Source organism: Streptomyces sp. NPDC050703 (assembly GCF_040654435.1).
Classification (GTDB): Bacteria; Actinomycetota; Actinomycetes; order Streptomycetales; family Streptomycetaceae; genus Streptomyces.
The window spans coordinates 44,263-60,328 of sequence record NZ_JBFAHX010000029.1 but is presented as its reverse complement, the minus strand read 5'-3'; the positions used below and the strand labels follow the sequence as shown (position 1 = coordinate 60,328).

General features: G+C 72.7%; 13 protein-coding genes and 2 pseudogenes. 11 read left to right on the top strand and 4 right to left on the bottom strand.

The window, feature by feature from the left end; translation table 11 throughout:
* Window positions 1–107: 107 nt before the first annotated feature.
* The 3 genes and pseudogenes from AB0I16_RS24755 to AB0I16_RS24745 all read left to right on the top strand — a co-directional run.
* Window positions 108–368: pseudogene (locus tag AB0I16_RS24755) on the top strand (hypothetical protein); the annotation flags it as partial.
* A 528-nt stretch (window positions 369–896) separates the two neighbouring features.
* Window positions 897–1,292 (top strand): annotated as a pseudogene (locus tag AB0I16_RS24750) (hypothetical protein); the annotation flags it as partial.
* A 116-nt stretch (window positions 1,293–1,408) separates the two neighbouring features.
* A complete protein-coding gene (locus AB0I16_RS24745) occupies window positions 1,409–1,987 on the top strand; it encodes a GNAT family N-acetyltransferase (protein WP_363251719.1) in 579 nt (192 codons plus the stop codon).
* Between the two features lie 33 nt (window positions 1,988–2,020).
* Here the strand turns inward: AB0I16_RS24745 and AB0I16_RS24740 are convergent, their stop codons facing one another.
* Both AB0I16_RS24740 and AB0I16_RS24735 read right to left on the bottom strand, forming a co-directional pair.
* Entirely contained in the window at window positions 2,021–3,661 is a 1,641-nt protein-coding gene (locus AB0I16_RS24740) for an AMP-binding protein (protein ID WP_363251718.1), read from the bottom strand.
* Window positions 3,658–5,367, bottom strand: coding sequence for an AMP-binding protein (locus tag AB0I16_RS24735; RefSeq protein ID WP_363251717.1), 1,710 nt, complete (start codon window positions 5,365–5,367; stop codon window positions 3,658–3,660). Before AB0I16_RS24735 ends, AB0I16_RS24740 begins: the two co-directional genes overlap by 4 nt.
* Before the next feature lie 198 nt (window positions 5,368–5,565).
* Here AB0I16_RS24735 and AB0I16_RS24730 point away from each other — a divergent pair, with 198 nt between their 5' ends.
* Window positions 5,566–6,396: a LuxR C-terminal-related transcriptional regulator gene (locus AB0I16_RS24730; RefSeq protein WP_363251769.1), complete on the top strand. Its 831-nt coding sequence runs from the start codon at window positions 5,566–5,568 to the stop codon at window positions 6,394–6,396.
* Between the two features lie 250 nt (window positions 6,397–6,646).
* On the opposite strand, the gene AB0I16_RS24725 is transcribed toward AB0I16_RS24730, so the two are convergent.
* Window positions 6,647–7,786, bottom strand: coding sequence for a winged helix DNA-binding domain-containing protein (locus AB0I16_RS24725; protein ID WP_363251716.1), 1,140 nt, complete (start codon window positions 7,784–7,786; stop codon window positions 6,647–6,649).
* 253 nt (window positions 7,787–8,039) lie between these two features.
* Between AB0I16_RS24725 and AB0I16_RS24720 the strand changes: the two genes are divergently transcribed.
* From AB0I16_RS24720 to AB0I16_RS24695, 6 genes are all read left to right on the top strand, one after another.
* Window positions 8,040–9,200: a magnesium and cobalt transport protein CorA gene (locus AB0I16_RS24720; RefSeq protein ID WP_363251715.1), complete on the top strand. Its 1,161-nt coding sequence runs from the start codon at window positions 8,040–8,042 to the stop codon at window positions 9,198–9,200.
* Window positions 9,201–9,389: 189 nt separating this feature from the next.
* On the top strand, window positions 9,390–10,223 hold the full coding sequence (locus AB0I16_RS24715; protein ID WP_363251714.1) for a CPBP family intramembrane glutamic endopeptidase: 834 nt from the start codon (window positions 9,390–9,392) through the stop codon (window positions 10,221–10,223).
* Window positions 10,223–11,416 (top strand): histidine kinase, encoded by a 1,194-nt coding sequence (locus AB0I16_RS24710; RefSeq protein WP_363251713.1) that lies wholly within the window; start codon window positions 10,223–10,225, stop codon window positions 11,414–11,416. Before AB0I16_RS24715 ends, AB0I16_RS24710 begins: the two co-directional genes overlap by 1 nt.
* Entirely contained in the window at window positions 11,413–12,072 is a 660-nt protein-coding gene (locus AB0I16_RS24705) for a response regulator transcription factor (RefSeq protein WP_363251711.1), read from the top strand. The genes AB0I16_RS24710 and AB0I16_RS24705 overlap by 4 nt, the downstream gene beginning before the upstream one ends.
* A gap of 194 nt (window positions 12,073–12,266) precedes the next feature.
* Entirely contained in the window at window positions 12,267–13,571 is a 1,305-nt protein-coding gene (locus tag AB0I16_RS24700) for a phosphatase PAP2 family protein (RefSeq protein ID WP_363251710.1), read from the top strand.
* A 255-nt stretch (window positions 13,572–13,826) separates the two neighbouring features.
* Complete coding sequence (locus AB0I16_RS24695; RefSeq protein ID WP_363251709.1) at window positions 13,827–14,297, top strand: SPW repeat protein; 471 nt, start codon at window positions 13,827–13,829, stop codon at window positions 14,295–14,297.
* Between the two features lie 90 nt (window positions 14,298–14,387).
* Here the strand turns inward: AB0I16_RS24695 and AB0I16_RS24690 are convergent, their stop codons facing one another.
* A complete protein-coding gene (locus tag AB0I16_RS24690) occupies window positions 14,388–15,413 on the bottom strand; it encodes a DNA topoisomerase IB (RefSeq protein ID WP_363251708.1) in 1,026 nt (341 codons plus the stop codon).
* A gap of 141 nt (window positions 15,414–15,554) precedes the next feature.
* On the opposite strand from AB0I16_RS24690, the gene AB0I16_RS24685 reads away from it, so the two are divergent.
* Window positions 15,555–16,031: a DUF5709 domain-containing protein gene (locus AB0I16_RS24685; protein ID WP_363251768.1), complete on the top strand. Its 477-nt coding sequence runs from the start codon at window positions 15,555–15,557 to the stop codon at window positions 16,029–16,031.
* The last annotated feature ends 35 nt before the right edge of the window (window positions 16,032–16,066 follow it).

Below are 16,066 nucleotides of genomic sequence, written 5' to 3'. Positions count from 1 at the left end.
TCCGGGTGGAGGATGGTGGGACGGCGTACGTAGGGCGTACGCGTACGGCGCACGGCGCGGCGCGGTGCGATGCGTGACGCACGGTGGAAGCGCGGACGGTGGAGACGATGACGGCGAGCGGCGTCCCGGTGCGGTGTCCGAACTGCCGGCGCGAGCACCTGTACGAGCCTCCGGCCCTGCCCTGCGCCTGCGGGGCGCCCGTCGCGCCACCGGTCGCGCGCGGGGCGCCGCTGATCCGGGTCACCGCCCGTACCTGGGCGGACGAGTGGATCACCGTCCGATGCTGGTCCTGCGACCGCCAGGGCCAGTGGCCGCAGCCGGAACTGGACTGCGACTGCGGGTGCGTGCTGCGCGTACCGGTGGTACCCGCGCTGCGGACCCCGGGGCGCCCCGGGGCTTCCGGGACGGCCAGGGCTTCCGGGACGGCCGGGGCTTCGGGAGGGCAGGGGGCTTGCGGGGCTGCCGGGGCCGACGGGGCGTCCGGGGCTTCGGGCCGGAATCGGGACCCCGGAGTTGACGGGGCGACCGAGGCTTCGAGAGGACATGAGGACCCCGAAGGCGGTGGGGCGTCCGAGGCTTCGGGCCGGCATGATGACCCCGTGGCAGGCAGGGCATCCGAGGCTTCGGAAGGGCACGAGGACCCCGTGGCCGACAGGGCGACCAAGGCTTCGGAAGGGCACGAGGACCCCGTGGCCGACAGGGCGACCAAGGCTTCGGGAGGGCACGAGGACCCCGGGGCCGACGGGGCGACCGAGGCTTCGGAAGGGCACCAGGGACCTGGAGTTGGCGGGGCGACCGAGGCTCCCGAGGGGAGGCTGCCGCGAGAGGGTGGCGGTGAGGCCGCGGGGCCCTCCCTCACACCCGCCCACATCCCCCTCCCCCGCACCGCCCCGCGCCCCCGCCCCGTCTTCCGGCCCGTGCCCATCAGGGACGCCCGCGACGCGGTGGCCGTGACCGCGCTGTATCTCCGCTGGCTCGGTTACCTCGACACCCGCAGCGCACCCCGCGCCCTGCCGTCGGCGGTGCGCATCACCGCGCGCGGCATGCTGGCCCAGGTGGACCCGGCCCTGCGGCGCACCACCCCGCGCGACATCGAGTGCCTGTGGCTGACGGCGATGACGGGAGCCGCCGAGACCCCGCCCGCCTGCGCCTTCTTCTCCCTCGCCGGGTACACGGCCACCGCCCGCGCCCTGGCGGACACCCTCGCGGTGCCGCTGTTCACGCTGGACCTCACCGGGACCCCGCAGCCGGTCAACAGCGCGGCGGACGAGCTGGTGGCCACGGGCGCCTGAGACCGCCCCGCCCGCCCCGGCCACAGCGCCCGCCACAGCGCCCGCCCCAGCCAAACAGCCCGGCCCCGCGCGGAAAATGCCGGGCCCCGCACACCGGGCCCGTACATACTCGGCCCATGCTGATCCGCCCCGCCACCCCCACCGACCTCCCCGCGCTCCAGGACATCGAGCGCGCCGCCGGGGAAGCGTTCCGCGCCCTCGGCATGGCGGCCGTCGCGGACGACGAGCCGCCGACGCTCGCGGAGCTGGAGGACTTCCGCGCGGCGGGGCGGGCGTGGGTGGCCACCGCAGCGGAAGCCCCGGCGGAATCCGGGCGGCCACCGGAGACGGAAGGCCGAACGGCCGGCACCCCCGTCGCGTACCTCATCAGCCTCCCCCTGGAGGCGGACCTGGCCGAACACGTCGAGCAGGTCTCCGTGCATCCGCGCGCCGCCCGCCGGGGCGTCGGCCGGGCGCTGATCGAGCACGTGGCGGCGTTCGCCCGTACGCGGGGCAGCACCGCGCTCACCCTCACCACGTTCACCGAGGTCCCCTGGAACGCCCCGTACTACGCCCGCATCGGCTTCCGCCCGCTCCCGGAAGCGGAACTCACCCCGGCCCTCCGCGCCATCCGCGCGCACGAGGCGGAGCTGGGCCTCGCCCGATGGCCCCGCCTCTGCATGCGCCGCGACCTCACGGCGGACCTCACGACGTGACGGACCACGGGACGTACGAAGGGACCGGACGGGTCACTCGCTGAACCGCTCCCGCAGCTCGATCTTGCGCACCTTCCCCGACACCGTCATGGGGAAGGACTCCAGGATGCGCAGCGCCGCGGGAATCTTGTAGTGGGCCAACCGCCCCTTGCAGAAGGCCTGGAGCTCCTCCAGGGTCAGCGTCCCGCCGGGCTCGCGGAGGATCACGCAGGCGAGGGGCACCTCTCCGTACCGCTCGTCGGGAACGCCCACCACCTGCACGTCCGCGATGCTCGGGTGGCCGTACAGGAACTCCTCGATCTCGCGGGGGTACACGTTCTCGCCGCCCTTGATGATCATGTCCTTGATGCGGCCGACGATCTGCACGTACCCGTCCTCGCGCATGACCGCGAGGTCCCCGGTGTGCATCCAGCGGCCCGCGTCGATGACCTCGGCGGTGCGTTCCGGCTCGTCCCAGTAGCCGAGCATGACGCTGTAGCCGCGGGTGCAGAGTTCGCCGGAGGCGCCGCGCGGCAGGGTGGTGCCGGTCGCCGGGTCGACGATCTTCACCTCGATGTGCGGCAGCACCCGGCCGACCGTGCCCGTGCGGCGCTCCAGGTCGTCGTCGCGGCGGGTCTGGGTGGAGACGGGTGAGGTCTCGGTCATGCCGTAGCAGATGGAGACCTCCTCCATGTGCATCTCGGCCACCACCCGCTTCATCACCTCGACGGGACAGGGCGAGCCCGCCATGATGCCGGTGCGCAGCGAACTCAGGTCGTACGTAGCGAAGTCGGCGAGGTTCAGCTCCGCGATGAACATGGTCGGGACGCCGTACAGCGAGGTGCACCGTTCCCGCTCGACGGCGTGCAGCGTGGCCACGGGGTCGAACGACGGCGCGGGGATGACGATGCACGCGCCGTGGGAGGTGACGGCGAGGTTGCCCATCACCATGCCGAAGCAGTGGTAGAAGGGCACGGGCAGGCAGACCCGGTCCTGCTCGGTGTAGCCGACGGTGCGGCCCACCCAGTAGCCGTTGTTCAGGATGTTGTGGTGGGAGAGCGTGGCCCCCTTGGGGAAGCCGGTGGTGCCCGAGGTGTACTGGATGTTGACGGGGTCGTCGCAGCTCAACTCCGCCTCGCGGGCCGCGAGTTCCCCCTCGCCGACCGTCGCGGCGGCAGCCAGCAGGTCGTCCCAGGACCCGTCCCCGATGTAGTGGACGCCCCGCAGCCGCGGGCACCGGGGCCGCACCTCGTCGACGAGCGCGCGGTAGTCGCTGCTCTTGTGCGACTGCGAGGCGACCAGGAGGGAGACCCCCGACTGGTTGAGCACGAACTCCAGCTCGTGGGCCCGGTACGCCGGGTTGATGTTCACCATGATGGCGCCGATGCGGGCGGTCGCGTACTGCACGAGCACCCACTCGGCGCAGTTCACCGCCCAGATCCCGACCCGGTCGCCCTTCTCGACCCCGGACCCGAGGAACCCGCGCGCGAGCCGCGCGACGGCGTCGCCGAACTCGGCGTACGTCCACCGGGTTCCCGCCGCCACGTCCACGAGCGCGTCCCGCTCGGGGAAGGAGGCGACGGCCCGGTCGAGGTTCCGCCCGATGGTGTCACCGAGAAGAGGCGTACCGCTCGTGCCATGGGCGTACGAGAACGCCCCCTGCCCACTGCCTTCGACATCCGTAAGCGCACTCATCGAAAGTCCTCCTCGCGGTACTCGGCGTCCGAGCCCGCGGCGGTCGCCTCGCGCAGCTCGATCCGGCGGATCTTGCCGGACACGGTCTTGGGCAGCGTCCCGAACTCCAGCCGACGCAGCCGCTTGTACGGGGCGAGCGTCGCCCTGGAGTGCTCGAAGAGCAGCTTCGCCGTGTCGGGGCCGGGTTCATACCCCTGGGCGAGCACCACGTACGCCTTGGGCACCGCGAGGCGTACGGGGTCCGGGGCGGGGACCACTGCTGCCTCTGCCACCGCCTCGTGTTCCAGGAGCGCGCTCTCCAGCTCGAACGGGGAGATCTTGTAGTCCGATGCCTTGAAGACGTCGTCGGACCGGCCGACGTAGGTGATGTAGCCCTCGGCGTCGCGCGAACCGATGTCGCCCGTGCGGTAGTAGCCGCCCGCCATGGCCTCCGCGGTGCGTTCGGGGTCGCCGTGGTAGCCGGCCATGAGGCCCACGGGGTCCGTGCCCAGGTCGAGGGAGATCTCGCCCTCGGCGCCCCCGGGTCCGTCGGCCACCGGCTCTCCCGTGACCGGGTCGAGGAGTACGACGGTGTAGCCGGGCGTCGGGCAGCCCATGGAGCCGGGCTTCAGCGGCTGTCCCGGCGGGTTGGCGACCTGTACGGCGGTCTCGGTCTGGCCGAAGCCGTCGCGGATGGTGACACCCCAGTCGCGCCGTACCTGCTCGATGACCTCGGGGTTCAGCGGCTCGCCCGCGGCGACGACCTCGCGCGGCGGGGTGCGCAGCTGCGTCAGGTCGGCCTGGATGAGCATGCGCCACACGGTGGGCGGCGCGCAGAACGAGGTCACTCCCGCCCGGTCCATCTCCGCCATGAGCCGTCCCGCGTCGAAGCGGGAGTAGTTGTGGATGAAGACCGTGGCCTCGGCGTTCCACGGGGCGAACAGGTTCGACCAGGCGTGCTTGGCCCAGCCGGGCGAGGAGATGTTGAGGTGGACGTCGCCGGGCTTGAGGCCGATCCAGTACATCGTCGCCAGGTGGCCCACGGGGTAGGACACGTGGGTGTGCTCGACGAGCTTGGGGCGGGCGGTGGTGCCGGAGGTGAAGTAGAGCATCAGGGGGTCGCCGGCGTGAGTGACGCCGTCGGGCTCGAAGGCGTCGGAGGCGTCGTCGGCACCTTCGTACGAGGTCCAGCCGGCGCCGTGTCCGCTGCCGCCGCCCCCCACCACGACGCGTGTGTAGTCGCCGGGCACGTCGTCGAACTTCGCGGTGTCCTCGGGGCGTACGACGACATGGCGGGCCCGGCCGCGGTCGATGCGGTCGCGGAGGTCCGCGGGACCGAGCAGCGGGGTCGCCGGGATGACGACGGCGCGCAGCTTCATCGCGGCGAGGGCGATCTCCCACAGCTCGGACTGGTTGCCGAGCATCACCACGATGCGGTCGCCCGCCCGTACGCCCTGTTCGCGCAGCCAGTTGGCGGCCCGGTTCGAGCGGGTGGACAGGTGTGCGAAGGAGTGGCGGACCTCGGTGCCGTCCTCCTCGACGATGTGCAGGGCGGTCCTGTCGTTGCCTTCCGCGATGACGTCGAACCAGTCCAGCGCCCAGTTGAACCGCTCGGGCCGGGGCCAGGCGAAGCCCTCGTAGGCGGCGGCGTAATCCTCTCTGTGCCGCAGCAGGAAATCCCGTGCGGTACGGAACTGCTCCGTGGCGCTCGTCCCGGTCGTCGTCATGCGCACCCCTGCCGTGTGGTTCTGTGGTTCTCGCGGTGTTCTGCGGCTCTCGCCGTGTTCTGTGGTCCGCGCCGCGCTCTGCGGTTCTGCGGTTCTCGCCGTACTCATTGCCCGGCGCTGCTGGACATCGTGTAATTCGTGAGGCAGGTCTCACCACCCCCGAACGGGGGTGTCGCGAGGTGAAAGGGCGAGCGCGTGGTGGCTGACGGCGGCGAGACGGTGGAGATGCGGAACGCTCTGCTGCGGCTGCGCCGCGCCACGGGCGTCCCGGTGGCCTTCGGCGGACTGCTCGAAGGGCAGCGGCACGTACGGATCGGGGAGCTGAGCGGCACGGGGACGCCCGCGCTGTGCGGGCTCGCGGTCTCCACGGGCGCCGGCCTCGGCGGCAAGGCGGTCGCCCTGTCCCGGCCGTGCGCCGTCACGGACTACAGCGTGTCCCGGCACATCAGCCACGAGTACGACTCGGCGGTCGAGGCGGAGGGGCTGCGCTCGGTGCTGGCGGTCCCCGTGGTCGTGCGGCGGCGGGTGCGGGGCGTCCTGTACGGGGCGCTGCGCACCGCCCAGCCGCTCGGTGACCGGACCCTGTCGGCGGCGGTGGCGGCCGCGCGTGACGTGGAGCAGGCGCTGGTGGTCCGCGACGAGGTGCGGTCCCTTCTCGCGGCGGCGCGGGAGCCGGTCGCGGGTCCCGGGGCCTGGGAGCAGGTCCGCGAGGCACATGGCGCGCTGCGTGGCCTGGCTCCGCGGATCGTGGACCCGGCGCTGCGCGCGGAGTTGCTGGCGGTGTGCGGGCGCCTGGAGTCGGCGACGGTACCCGCGGCTGAACGGTCGCGTCCGGTGCGGTTGGCTCCGCGCGAGGTGGACGTGCTGGCCTGCGTGGCGGCGGGGGTCACGAATGCCGTGGCGGCGGAGCGGCTGGGGGTGCGGCCGGAGACGGTGAAGGGGTACCTGCGGTCGGCGATGCGGAAGCTCGGCTCGCACACCCGCCTTGAGGCGGTGGTGGCGGCTCGGAGGGCGGGACTGCTGCCGTAGCCCCGCCCTCCGAACCGCCGGGGCCGTCACTGCCGCCGTGGCCCCCTGGGGGGCCTACGGCGTGTTGCGAAAGTGGCGTCGTCCGCCCGGCGGGCGGGTCCGGCGGCGTCCGGTGCGTGCGATCGCACGGCGGAGGGCCGCCCCGGTACCGGTGGTACCGGGGTGATCCCGACAACGCCGCGCGTGTGCGTGCCAGGCGTCGCCGGACAGGCGGGACTTTCGCCACACGCCCTAGGTTTCGCAACACTCCCTAGGTGATGACGGTGCCGAAGCGGATGTCGTGCGCGGAGGACGCCTCGGCGATCCGCGCCAGCATCACCCCGGCCTCCTCGGTCACCGCGTCCCGCTCGCCCCGGCCCAGCTTCCGGAACGGCTCGATCGTCAGCACGGCGCTCCCGTCCCTCGGCTCCTCCGCCAGCCGCCAGACCCCGGCGAGGAACCCGTCGACCAGGAAGGTGCAGAACGCGACGTTCCCCTTCCATGTGCGCCCCTTGTACTCCGGAGGGATCACGCGGGCCCGGTCCGCGTGGGAGAGGAGGAGGTTGTCGAACTCGGGGAGGAAACGGGGCGGAGCCGGCGTGTCCGCGGGCGGGCGGGGCGCGTCCGGCAGGTCGAACAGCTCCACGCCGTTCGCGTCGCGGAAGGTGCGCAGCCGGGGCCGCAGCCGCTCGAACACCTCCCGGAGACGGGTGAGCCGTGCCCAGGTCTGCATGTCCTTGACGGAGGCGGGCCCGAAGGCCGCGAGGTACCGCAGGACGACGGCTTCGGGGAGGGGCGGCTCGGCACTTGGGGGCGCGTCGCCGCCCAGCCACCGCTCGACCGTGGTCAGAGCCACCTGCCCGCTGCGCCGCCAGAGCCCCCGGGGGGTCACCTGCACCAGCGGCAGCAGGCACCGCGCGGCGACCGCGAGGGACTGCGGGTCGGCGTCGGGCCACCGTACGAGCAGGGTCTCCCGGAGCTGCTTCATCGTGCGGGGCTCCTCCTCGACGGCCGCGCGCGCGAGCGCCGCGAGTTCCGGGAGGTCGACGCCGACGAGACCGTGCCGGAACCCGGCGAGCTCCCGCTCCCGCGCGTCCTGCACGAAGGGACGCAGCGTCAGCGCGTCCTCGGCCGTGTGCAGATGGATGGTGGAGCGCATGGTGACCATGCGGACCAGCTCGCGCGAGTCCAGGAGCGCCGAGAGCTCCGTGGGGTCGAAGTCGGCCAGGCGCGCGGCGAGGGCGTAGTAGGGCGGTCTGACGTTCTGCGCCTGGAGGCCGACGAGGTGGCTGACGGCACCCTCGACGGAGAGGCCGCGGGAGCGGCGCAGGAGGAGCTGCCGGTCGAGGGTGGCCCGGTTGAGCGCACGGGTGCCCAGAACGGGAACACCACCACCCCGACGGCCCACCACGCCCCCACCCGCCCCCGGGCCCCCACCCGCCCCCGCACCTCCGACCGCCTCCACGCCCCCACCCGCCCCCGGGCTTCCACTCGTCCTCGTCATGGCGCCACGGTAGCCAGCCCTGCGGACAGATACGGTCCGCGAGGCGGCATTCCGGGGGTGTGCCGGGCCCGGCCCGGTGTCGTCCGGCGTGTATATCCTGCGCGAGGGCAGGGCGGCACGCGCCACGGCCCGTACGACGGTCGGGCCGGAGGTGACGCACATGGCGGAGCGTCGGGCGCGCCCCGCGCCGGGTGCGCGGAAGCACGCGTGGCGGCGTACGGCCCGCCCCGGTTCCGCGCCGCCGCCCGAGGAGGCGGAAGCGCCAGGCCCGGCACTGCCGGGTGACGCGCGGGACGACGCGGCGAGCGTCGTACAGGCGGCCCTGTACCGCGACGGAGTCCGCGTGGCGACGCCGTCCTCCCTCGCGGACACCTTCCGGGAGCTGCGCGAGCAGCGGGACGGGATGGCGTGGATCGGCCTTGCCCGCCCGACGGAGGCCGAACTGCTGTCGCTGGCCGCGGAGTTCGACCTGCACGAGCTGGCGGTCGAGGACGCGATGGAGGCCCACCAGCGCCCGAAGCTGGAGCGGTACGGCGAGACCCTCTTCGTCGTCCTGCGGGCGGCCCGGTACATCGACGCGGCCGAGGAGGTCGACTTCGGCGAGCTGCACGTCTTCGTGGGCCCCGACTTCCTCATCACGGTCCGGCACGGCGCGGCCCCCGACCTGACGGCGGTCCGCCGCCGCATGGAGGACTCCCCCGGCCTGCTGGCGCTCGGCCCCGAGGCCGTGCTCTACGCGATCCTCGACGCGGTGGTCGACGGCTACGCCCCCGTCGTCGCCGGCGTCCAGAACGACATCGACGAGATCGAGACCGAGGTCTTCCGCGGCGACCCCGCGGTCTCCCGGCGCATCTACGAACTCTCCCGCGAGATGGTCGAGTTCCAGCGCGCCACCCGCCCACTGGTCGGCATGCTGCACGCCCTCATGGCGGGCTTCACGAAGTACGGCACCGACGAGGAACTCCAGCGCTACCTACGGGACGTCGCCGACCACGTCACCCACACCAGCGAACGCGTCGACGGCTTCCGCCAGGCCCTCGCCGACATCCTCACGGTCAACGCGACACTGGTGACCCAGCAGCAGAACGCGGAGATGCGGGCGCTCGCGGAGGCGGGCTTCGAACAGAACGAGGAGATCAAGAAGATCTCGTCATGGGCCGCCATCCTGTTCGCGCCCACCCTGGTGGGGACCATCTACGGAATGAACTTCGACCGCATGCCGGAGCTGGGCTGGGCGTTCGGCTATCCGTTCGCGATCGTCCTGATGGGCATCGTCTGCGTGAGCCTGTACTTCGTCTTCAAGCGGCGGGACTGGCTGTGACGGCGGCGGTACGGCCGCGGTGCCGCACCGCGACCGCCGCCGGAGGGCGCCGGGGCGGCTGTCCCCCGTGAGAGCTACGGCCAAGTGTCCTCTGTGAGGTGACGATTCCCGGTCCCGGGCTGCCTAGCGTTCGGTGCAGCCGCGGCGCCTTCGCCGCGGGCCGGACGAGGAACCGAGGGAAGAGTCGTCATGAGACTGGTATGGCAGGTCCTGGCCGTGGTCGCGGTCGTCGCGGCCGGTGGGCAGTGCGCCACCGCGGTGCAGGACAACCCGTGGCTCTCACTGCTGGTGGGCGGCCTGACCGTCCTGCTCTCCCTGTACGTCTACCGGTGGGTCGTGGGGCGCACCGAACGGCGCCCGGTCACCGAACTGGCCCAGGAGGGCGCCCGGGGGGCTCTCCTGCGGGGCCTGGTCATCGGCGTCGCCATGTTCGGCTGCGTCATCGCCAACATCGCCTTCCTCGGCGAGTACGAGGTCCACGGCTACGGCTCGCTGACCGGAGCGATCGGCCTGGCCGGGTTCATGGCGGGCGCCGCCGTCACGGAGGAACTGCTCTTCCGCGGGCTGCTCTTCCGGCTCGTGGAGCGGGGGCTCGGCACGTACCTCGCGCTGGCGCTGTCCAGCGTGGTGTTCGGCGCGATGCACCTGTTCAACGAGGACGCCACCGTGGTCGGTGCCCTCGCCATCGCCATCGAGGCCGGCGCCATGCTCGCCGCCGCGTACGCGGCCACCCGCTCCCTGTGGCTGCCGATCGGCCTGCACTTCGGCTGGAACTTCGCGGAGTCCGGCATCTTCGGCACCGCGGTCTCGGGCACCGGCGACACCCACGGGCTCCTCGACGCCTCGACGTCGGGCGCCGCGTGGGTCTCCGGCGGCGAGTTCGGACCCGAGGCCAGTGTGTACGCGGTGGTGTTCGGTGCGCTGATGACGGTCGCCTTCCTGTGGCTGGCGCGCCGCCGCGGCAACATCGTCCCCCGGCGGCGTGCCGAGCGCGGTGACGCCGTGGCTACACTCGCGCGGTGATGAGCCTTCAGGGGGCCGGCCAGGTGTGGCGCCGGCTCGACGTCACGGTCCGCGACCTTCCGCTCGCGCTCCTGTTCCTGGTCGCCTCGTTCCTGCCGGGACTGCGCGGCCAGGGCACGGAGTTCGGGGACCTGCCGGACCGTCCCTTCGACGCGCTCGCCCTCGGGGCACTCGCCCTGGAGTGCCTGCCGCTCGCGGTGCGCCGACGGTGGCCGGTCCTCTGTCTCACCCTGGTGGCCTGCGGTTTCGCCCTGGACCAGCTGCGCGGCTACCACTCGGCCGCGGGCACCGCGCTGCCCGTCGCGCTGATCAGCACGGGGTCCCGTCTGGAACACCACCGGCGCGCCACCATGATCCTGCTCTCCGTGGCGTACGTGCCGCTGGCCGTCGCGCTCGCCCTGCTCGGTTCGGGCGGTGAGACGCCGACCGGGTTCGTGACGTTCTACCTGGTCCTCGCCGCGGCCTGGGGGGCGGGCGCGTGGCTGCGCGCCACCCGGATCAGGGAGGACGAGCGCCGCGAGCTGGCCGCCGCGGAGATCCGCGGCGCCGAGCGCGCCCAGATCGCCCGCGAGCTGCACGACGTGGTGACCCACCATGTGACCGCGATGGTCGTCCAGGCCGACGCCGCCCGCTATCTGACGGCCGTGCCGCAGCGGCTGGAGCAGTCCCTGACCGCCGTCAGCGAGACCGGCCGCCGCGCCATGACGGACCTGCGGCATCTGCTCGACCTGCTCAACCCCGACCACGGCTCCGGCTCCGCCACCGCCACCGGCACCGGCACCGGCACCGCGGACGTCAGGGCACCGGCCGTCGGCCGGGTCCTCACCCTCGTCGAGCAGACCCGCAGGGCCGGGCAGCCGGTGGACTTCACCGAGCAGGGCACACCACCGGCGTCGACCGGCAGCGCCGACCTCGTCGCCTACCGGGTGGTGCAGGAAGCCCTGACCAACGCCCTCAAGTACGCTCACGGCAGCCGGACTTCCGTCGAGGTGCGGCACGGAGAGAGGGAGATCACCGTGGAGGTCACGACCGGCGGGACCGGCTCGCGCACCACCGCCGCCGTCGGAGGCGGCCGGGGGCTGGCCGGTCTGCGCGAACGCGTCGGCGTCCTGGGCGGCGAGTTCAGCGCGGGCGGCGGCACCGACGGCGGCTTCACCGTACGGGCCCGCATCCCCGCCCGCAGCGCCTCGTGAGCGCACCGATCCGGGTGCTGGTCTGCGACGACCAGATGCTGATCCGCACCGGTCTCGTCACCATCATCGACGCGCAGCCCGACATGGAGGTGGCGGGTGAGTGCGGGGACGGCCGGACCGGCGTCGACCTCGCCCGCGAGCTGCGGCCCGACGTCGTCGTGATGGACATCCGCATGCCGGTCCTCGACGGCCTCGAAGCCACCCGCCTGCTGGCCGGCGCGGCGGTGACCCGGCCGGTCAAGGTCCTCGTGGTGACCACGTTCAACCTGGACGAGTACGTCTACGAGGCCCTGCGCGCCGGTGCCAGCGGCTTCCTCCTCAAAGACGCGCCCCCGGACCGGCTGCTGCACGGCATCAGGACCGTGGCCTCCGGCGCCGCGCTCCTCGACCCGGACGTGACCCGCCAGCTCCTCGGCCGCTACGCCACCCGCATCCGCCCCGCGCAGGGCGCCCCCCGCGACCTCCCGCTCACCCCCCGCGAGCTGGAGGTCCTGCGCCTCATCGCGGACGGCCTCTCCAACAGCGAGATCGCCGCGGCCCTCGTGATCAGCCAGGAGACCGTCAAGACGTTCGTCTCCCGCATCCTCGCCAAGCTCCAGCTCCGCGACCGCGTCCAGGCCGTCGTCTACGCCTACCGCCACGGCCTGGCCACCTGACGGCCGCCGTACGGGTGTGGCGGACGCCGCAGGCGCGGCGGCACCGGCGCGGGCGAAACGCCGGGAAGGCACCCGCACTGCTCCGTTAGCATGATCTGGCTCACGAAGGTCACCTTGTTCCGACATCTAACACATCGGCCAAACAGTTGATATCTATGGCATCGCGAATATTTTCGCGGGAGAAGTACACAGACATGGTCACCGCCTGGCGCCGGCCGCGGGCGATGCTGTGGACCGCGGTCGTCGTGGTGGGGCTCGGTTTCCTCGTCGCGCTGGAGATCGCCGCGCGCCACTACGGACTGCCGGGCCCGATCGCCAACCAGGCGCGCGAGGTGATCTTCGCGCCCAAGTCGGGCCCGCTGCTCTACGCCAGCATGGCGTTGATGATGGTGGTGCTCACCTGGCGGCAGCGGTTCATCGCCGCCGGTGTCGCGGTCGGCATCGACGTCGTCTTCTTCCTGGTGCGCTGGGCCGTCGACGCCAAGATGATGTTCGGCAACGGCGCGCTGTGGGTGATCATCGGCGTCGCCGTCATCGCCCTCACCCGCCGCACCGGGGCGGAGCGCGTCCTGCTCCTGAAGGGCGTCGGGCTCGGGCTGCTGCTCGTGGCCGGCCGCAAGACCGGTGACACCTGGCTGCTCATCACCTCCAAGACCCGCCCCCAGGTGCTCGACCAGTACGTGGGGACCGCCGACCACGCGCTCGGGAACCCGTCGTGGGTGGTGGGGCGCATGGTCGAGGCCACGGGTCCGGTCGGTGAGCACGTCCTCGACTACGTGTACATCCAGCTCGCCGTGGCCGCGGTCGTCGTCGCCCTGTACCAGCTGCGGAACGTGGCGACCGAGCGCCGCTTCCCCGGCCACCACCTGGTGCGGACCTTCCTGGTCATCGGCCTGCTCGGCCCGGCCTTCTACATGATCTACCCGGTGGTCGGCCCGATCTTCGCGTACGGCGCCGACGGCGGGCAGTTCGCGACGGCCGACCTGTGGCCGGACGTGATGCCGCCGCTGAGCACCCCGGAGCACATGGGCTTCAACGAGATCACCCCGCGCAACTGCATGCCGAGCCTGCACACCGCGTGGGCCACCACGATCTTCATCCACTCCCGCAAGGGACCGCGCCTCCTGCGGTTCGCGGGCACGTTCTGGCTGATCGCCACGCTCGGCGCCACGCTGGGCTTCGGCTACCACTACGGCGCGGACATCATCGCGGGCGTCGTGTTCGCGTTCACGATCGACGCGGCGATGCGCGCGCTCGACCGCGGCTGGGACCGCTCGGCCGTCCAGCTGGTCGCCTACGGCGCGGCGGTCTTCACCCTGCTCCTGCTCTCCTACCGCTACCTGTCGATGACGATGGCCGAGCACCCGTACGTCTTCGGCCCCCTGATGGTCCTGTCGATGGTCTCGGTGATCTACGGCTACATGCGCACGACCAGGCTCTGGGACCCGAAGCTCGCCCCGGCCCCCAAGCCCGCGGAGGCGCAACCCGAGATGGTGTGAGCGGAGAGCCGCGGACGGTTGGGCCGGAAGGGGGAATCGCCCCCTTCCGGCCCTTGTTCCTGCCGCCTGTCCGCCATACGACAAGCCGGACTTACCCGGGTATTCTGGACGCACGGCGGCGGGGGTTTCCGCCCGCCCCGCGTCCTGGTTCGGCCGTGTGACGCCGTCGTGGCGTCGGGTCCGCGGCCCTGTCCGCACCACAGAACCACCTAGCTGGAGGTGGACGCAGTGACAACCTCTCCCAGGTCGCCGTCCATGGAAACGCACCCCGACATCGTCGACATGCGGGCCCGCCACGAGAGTGCCGAGCGCATGGCGAGCACGCCGAAGGTGCAGGCCATCGACACGATGGCCGTCCTGACGGGTCTCTATCTGGCTGCCTCGCCCTGGATCGTGGGGTTCAACGGCCTCACGCGCCTGAGCGTCGTCAACCTGATCGTGGGCATCTCCTACGCCCTGCTGATGAGCGGCGGCTTCGGCCGGGCCTACGACCGGACCCACAGCATGGCCTGGGCCGCCTGCGCGCTGGGGCTCTGGACCATCGTCGCGCCCTGGGTCGTGGCGGGTGACCAGAGCACCACACGGACCGTGGTCAGCAATGTCATCACCGGCGCCGTCGCCACCCTGCTCGCCCTGGCCGCCGCCATGGCCGCCAAGAAGGCGGAGTCGCGGGGCGGGACGGGCCACGCCCGGCGGAGCGGCTCGTTCCGTGCCGGTGCCCACTGATCACGATCGAGGAGTGACACGGCGGGAAGTACGCCACCGCGCCCCACGGCCACCACACCGCGGGGCGCGGTGGTCCTCCGCTGCCACCGGTCACGCCAGCAGTCTCCGTACCGCCTCCTCGATCGCCCCCTGGGTCGCCGGGTGGCCGAAGACGGCGCCGTCGCCCAGGTGGTCCAGGTCGCCGGCGATCGTGCGGCCCTCGTCGAAGAGCTCGATGACCCGGGGGTTGATGTACGAGGCGCGGCACACCGCGGGGGTGTTGCCGAGGTACTCGCTGACCTCGCGGACCGCCCGGGTGACGGCCCGTTTGCGCGCGGCCCTCGACTCGTCGGCGATCCGCTCCGACACGGCGAGGGCGACCGCCGCGAGGACGGTGGCGTGCCAGGTGCGGAAGTCCTTGGCGGAGATGTCGCGGCCGGCGCTCTCCCGCAGGTAGGCGTTGAGTTCACCGGCGTGGATCTCGTGCCAGGCGTCGCCGTCCCGGTAGGCGAAGAGCCGATCGCCACCGCCCTTCCTGCGCAGCAGCGAGCGCAGGACCGTGCAGGCGGGCGGGTCGGCGAGCGCGCGGGTCTGCGTCTTCGCGTACTTCGCCGGGTACGTGAGGCAGACCTCGCCGGAGCGGCAGGTGGCGTGCTCCCTGAGCAGGGTGGTCAGCCCGTACGTGCCGTTGTCCCGCCGGTAGGACTCGTTGCCGATGCGGAAGAAGCCGAGGTCGAGCATCCGCACGGCGCAGGCGAGGACCCGTTCGCGGCTGAGCCCGCGCCCGTCGAGGTCCCGGGCGACCTGTGCGCGCACATCGGGGAGGGCCGCGGCGACGTCGAGCACGTGGTCGTGTTTCGCCGCCTCCTGCTGCTCGCGGAAGCGCGGGTGGTAGAGGTACTGGCGCCTGCCCGCGGCGTCCGTGCCGACGGCCTGCAGGTGGCCGTTGGGCCAGGGGCAGATCCACACGTCCCGCCAGGCGGGCGGGATGACGAGCCGCCGCAGGCGCTCCTTCTCCGCGGGGTCGGTCACGGGACGGCCCGAGGCATCCTTGTAGCGGAATCCCCGGCCCGAACGGACGCGGGTGATCCCGGGACCGTCGATGTGGCTCGTCCGCAGTCGCCGCTTCTCGCCCATGGTCCAGAAGTGCCCCGAAAGCGGGTGATCAGACCGTGGAAGGGGGCGTTTGGCCCAGTCCGCGGCGGGCACTCCGAGTATTTGCGCGCGACGATCAAAGGGCGAAGCGCGATGTCCACGACCCCCCAGCGCGAGGCAGTGATGAGCGACCAGAACATGGCGGACGACGCCTACCAGCCCACCGGCGGCAACGAGGAGCAGGAGGACGCGACTCCGCTGGACCTCCAGGACGCGGTGGACGAGCGCACCTACGACGACATGCTCGACGAGGGCTACTCGCCGCCGGAGAAGCCCCTCGGCGTCGAGAAGACGGGTACCACGGCCCGGGAGCAGCACGAGGGCGAGACGCTCGACGAGCGGCTCGCGCAGGAGGTGCCCGACACGGAGCCGCCGGCCGGTGACGGCGTCGGCGACCTGCCCGGCGGTGAGGGCGAGCCCGTGGACCCGGAGGCCGGCGACCGCCGCGCGGGCCGCCTCGTGGCCCCGGACGAGGGCGCCCGCACGGACACCACGAAGGAGGTCGTCGCCACGGACGAGGGGATCGACGGGGGCGCGGCGTCCGCAGAGGAGGCCGCGGTGCACGTCGTCCCCGAGGAGGAGCTGCCGCCCGCTCCGTAGGGCTCTTCGGCAGGGAGTGACCTCGGCGCCGCCGG

Excerpts from the sequence above, each read along its gene's own strand:
- AB0I16_RS24690 (WP_363251708.1), bottom strand. The coding sequence starts at position 15,413 with ATGGGCGAGAAGCGGCGACTGCGGACGAGCCACATCGACGGTCCCGGG.
- AB0I16_RS24700 (WP_363251710.1), top strand. The coding sequence starts at position 12,267 with ATGGTCACCGCCTGGCGCCGGCCGCGGGCGATGCTGTGGACCGCGGTC.
- AB0I16_RS24695 (WP_363251709.1), top strand. The coding sequence starts at position 13,827 with ATGGAAACGCACCCCGACATCGTCGACATGCGGGCCCGCCACGAGAGT.
- AB0I16_RS24740 (WP_363251718.1), bottom strand. The coding sequence starts at position 3,661 with ATGAGTGCGCTTACGGATGTCGAAGGCAGTGGGCAGGGGGCGTTCTCG.
- AB0I16_RS24710 (WP_363251713.1), top strand. The coding sequence starts at position 10,223 with ATGAGCCTTCAGGGGGCCGGCCAGGTGTGGCGCCGGCTCGACGTCACG.
- AB0I16_RS24685 (WP_363251768.1), top strand. The coding sequence starts at position 15,555 with ATGAGCGACCAGAACATGGCGGACGACGCCTACCAGCCCACCGGCGGC.
- AB0I16_RS24735 (WP_363251717.1), bottom strand. The coding sequence starts at position 5,367 with ATGACGACGACCGGGACGAGCGCCACGGAGCAGTTCCGTACCGCACGG.
- AB0I16_RS24745 (WP_363251719.1), top strand. The coding sequence starts at position 1,409 with ATGCTGATCCGCCCCGCCACCCCCACCGACCTCCCCGCGCTCCAGGAC.
- AB0I16_RS24715 (WP_363251714.1), top strand. The coding sequence starts at position 9,390 with ATGAGACTGGTATGGCAGGTCCTGGCCGTGGTCGCGGTCGTCGCGGCC.
- AB0I16_RS24720 (WP_363251715.1), top strand. The coding sequence starts at position 8,040 with ATGGCGGAGCGTCGGGCGCGCCCCGCGCCGGGTGCGCGGAAGCACGCG.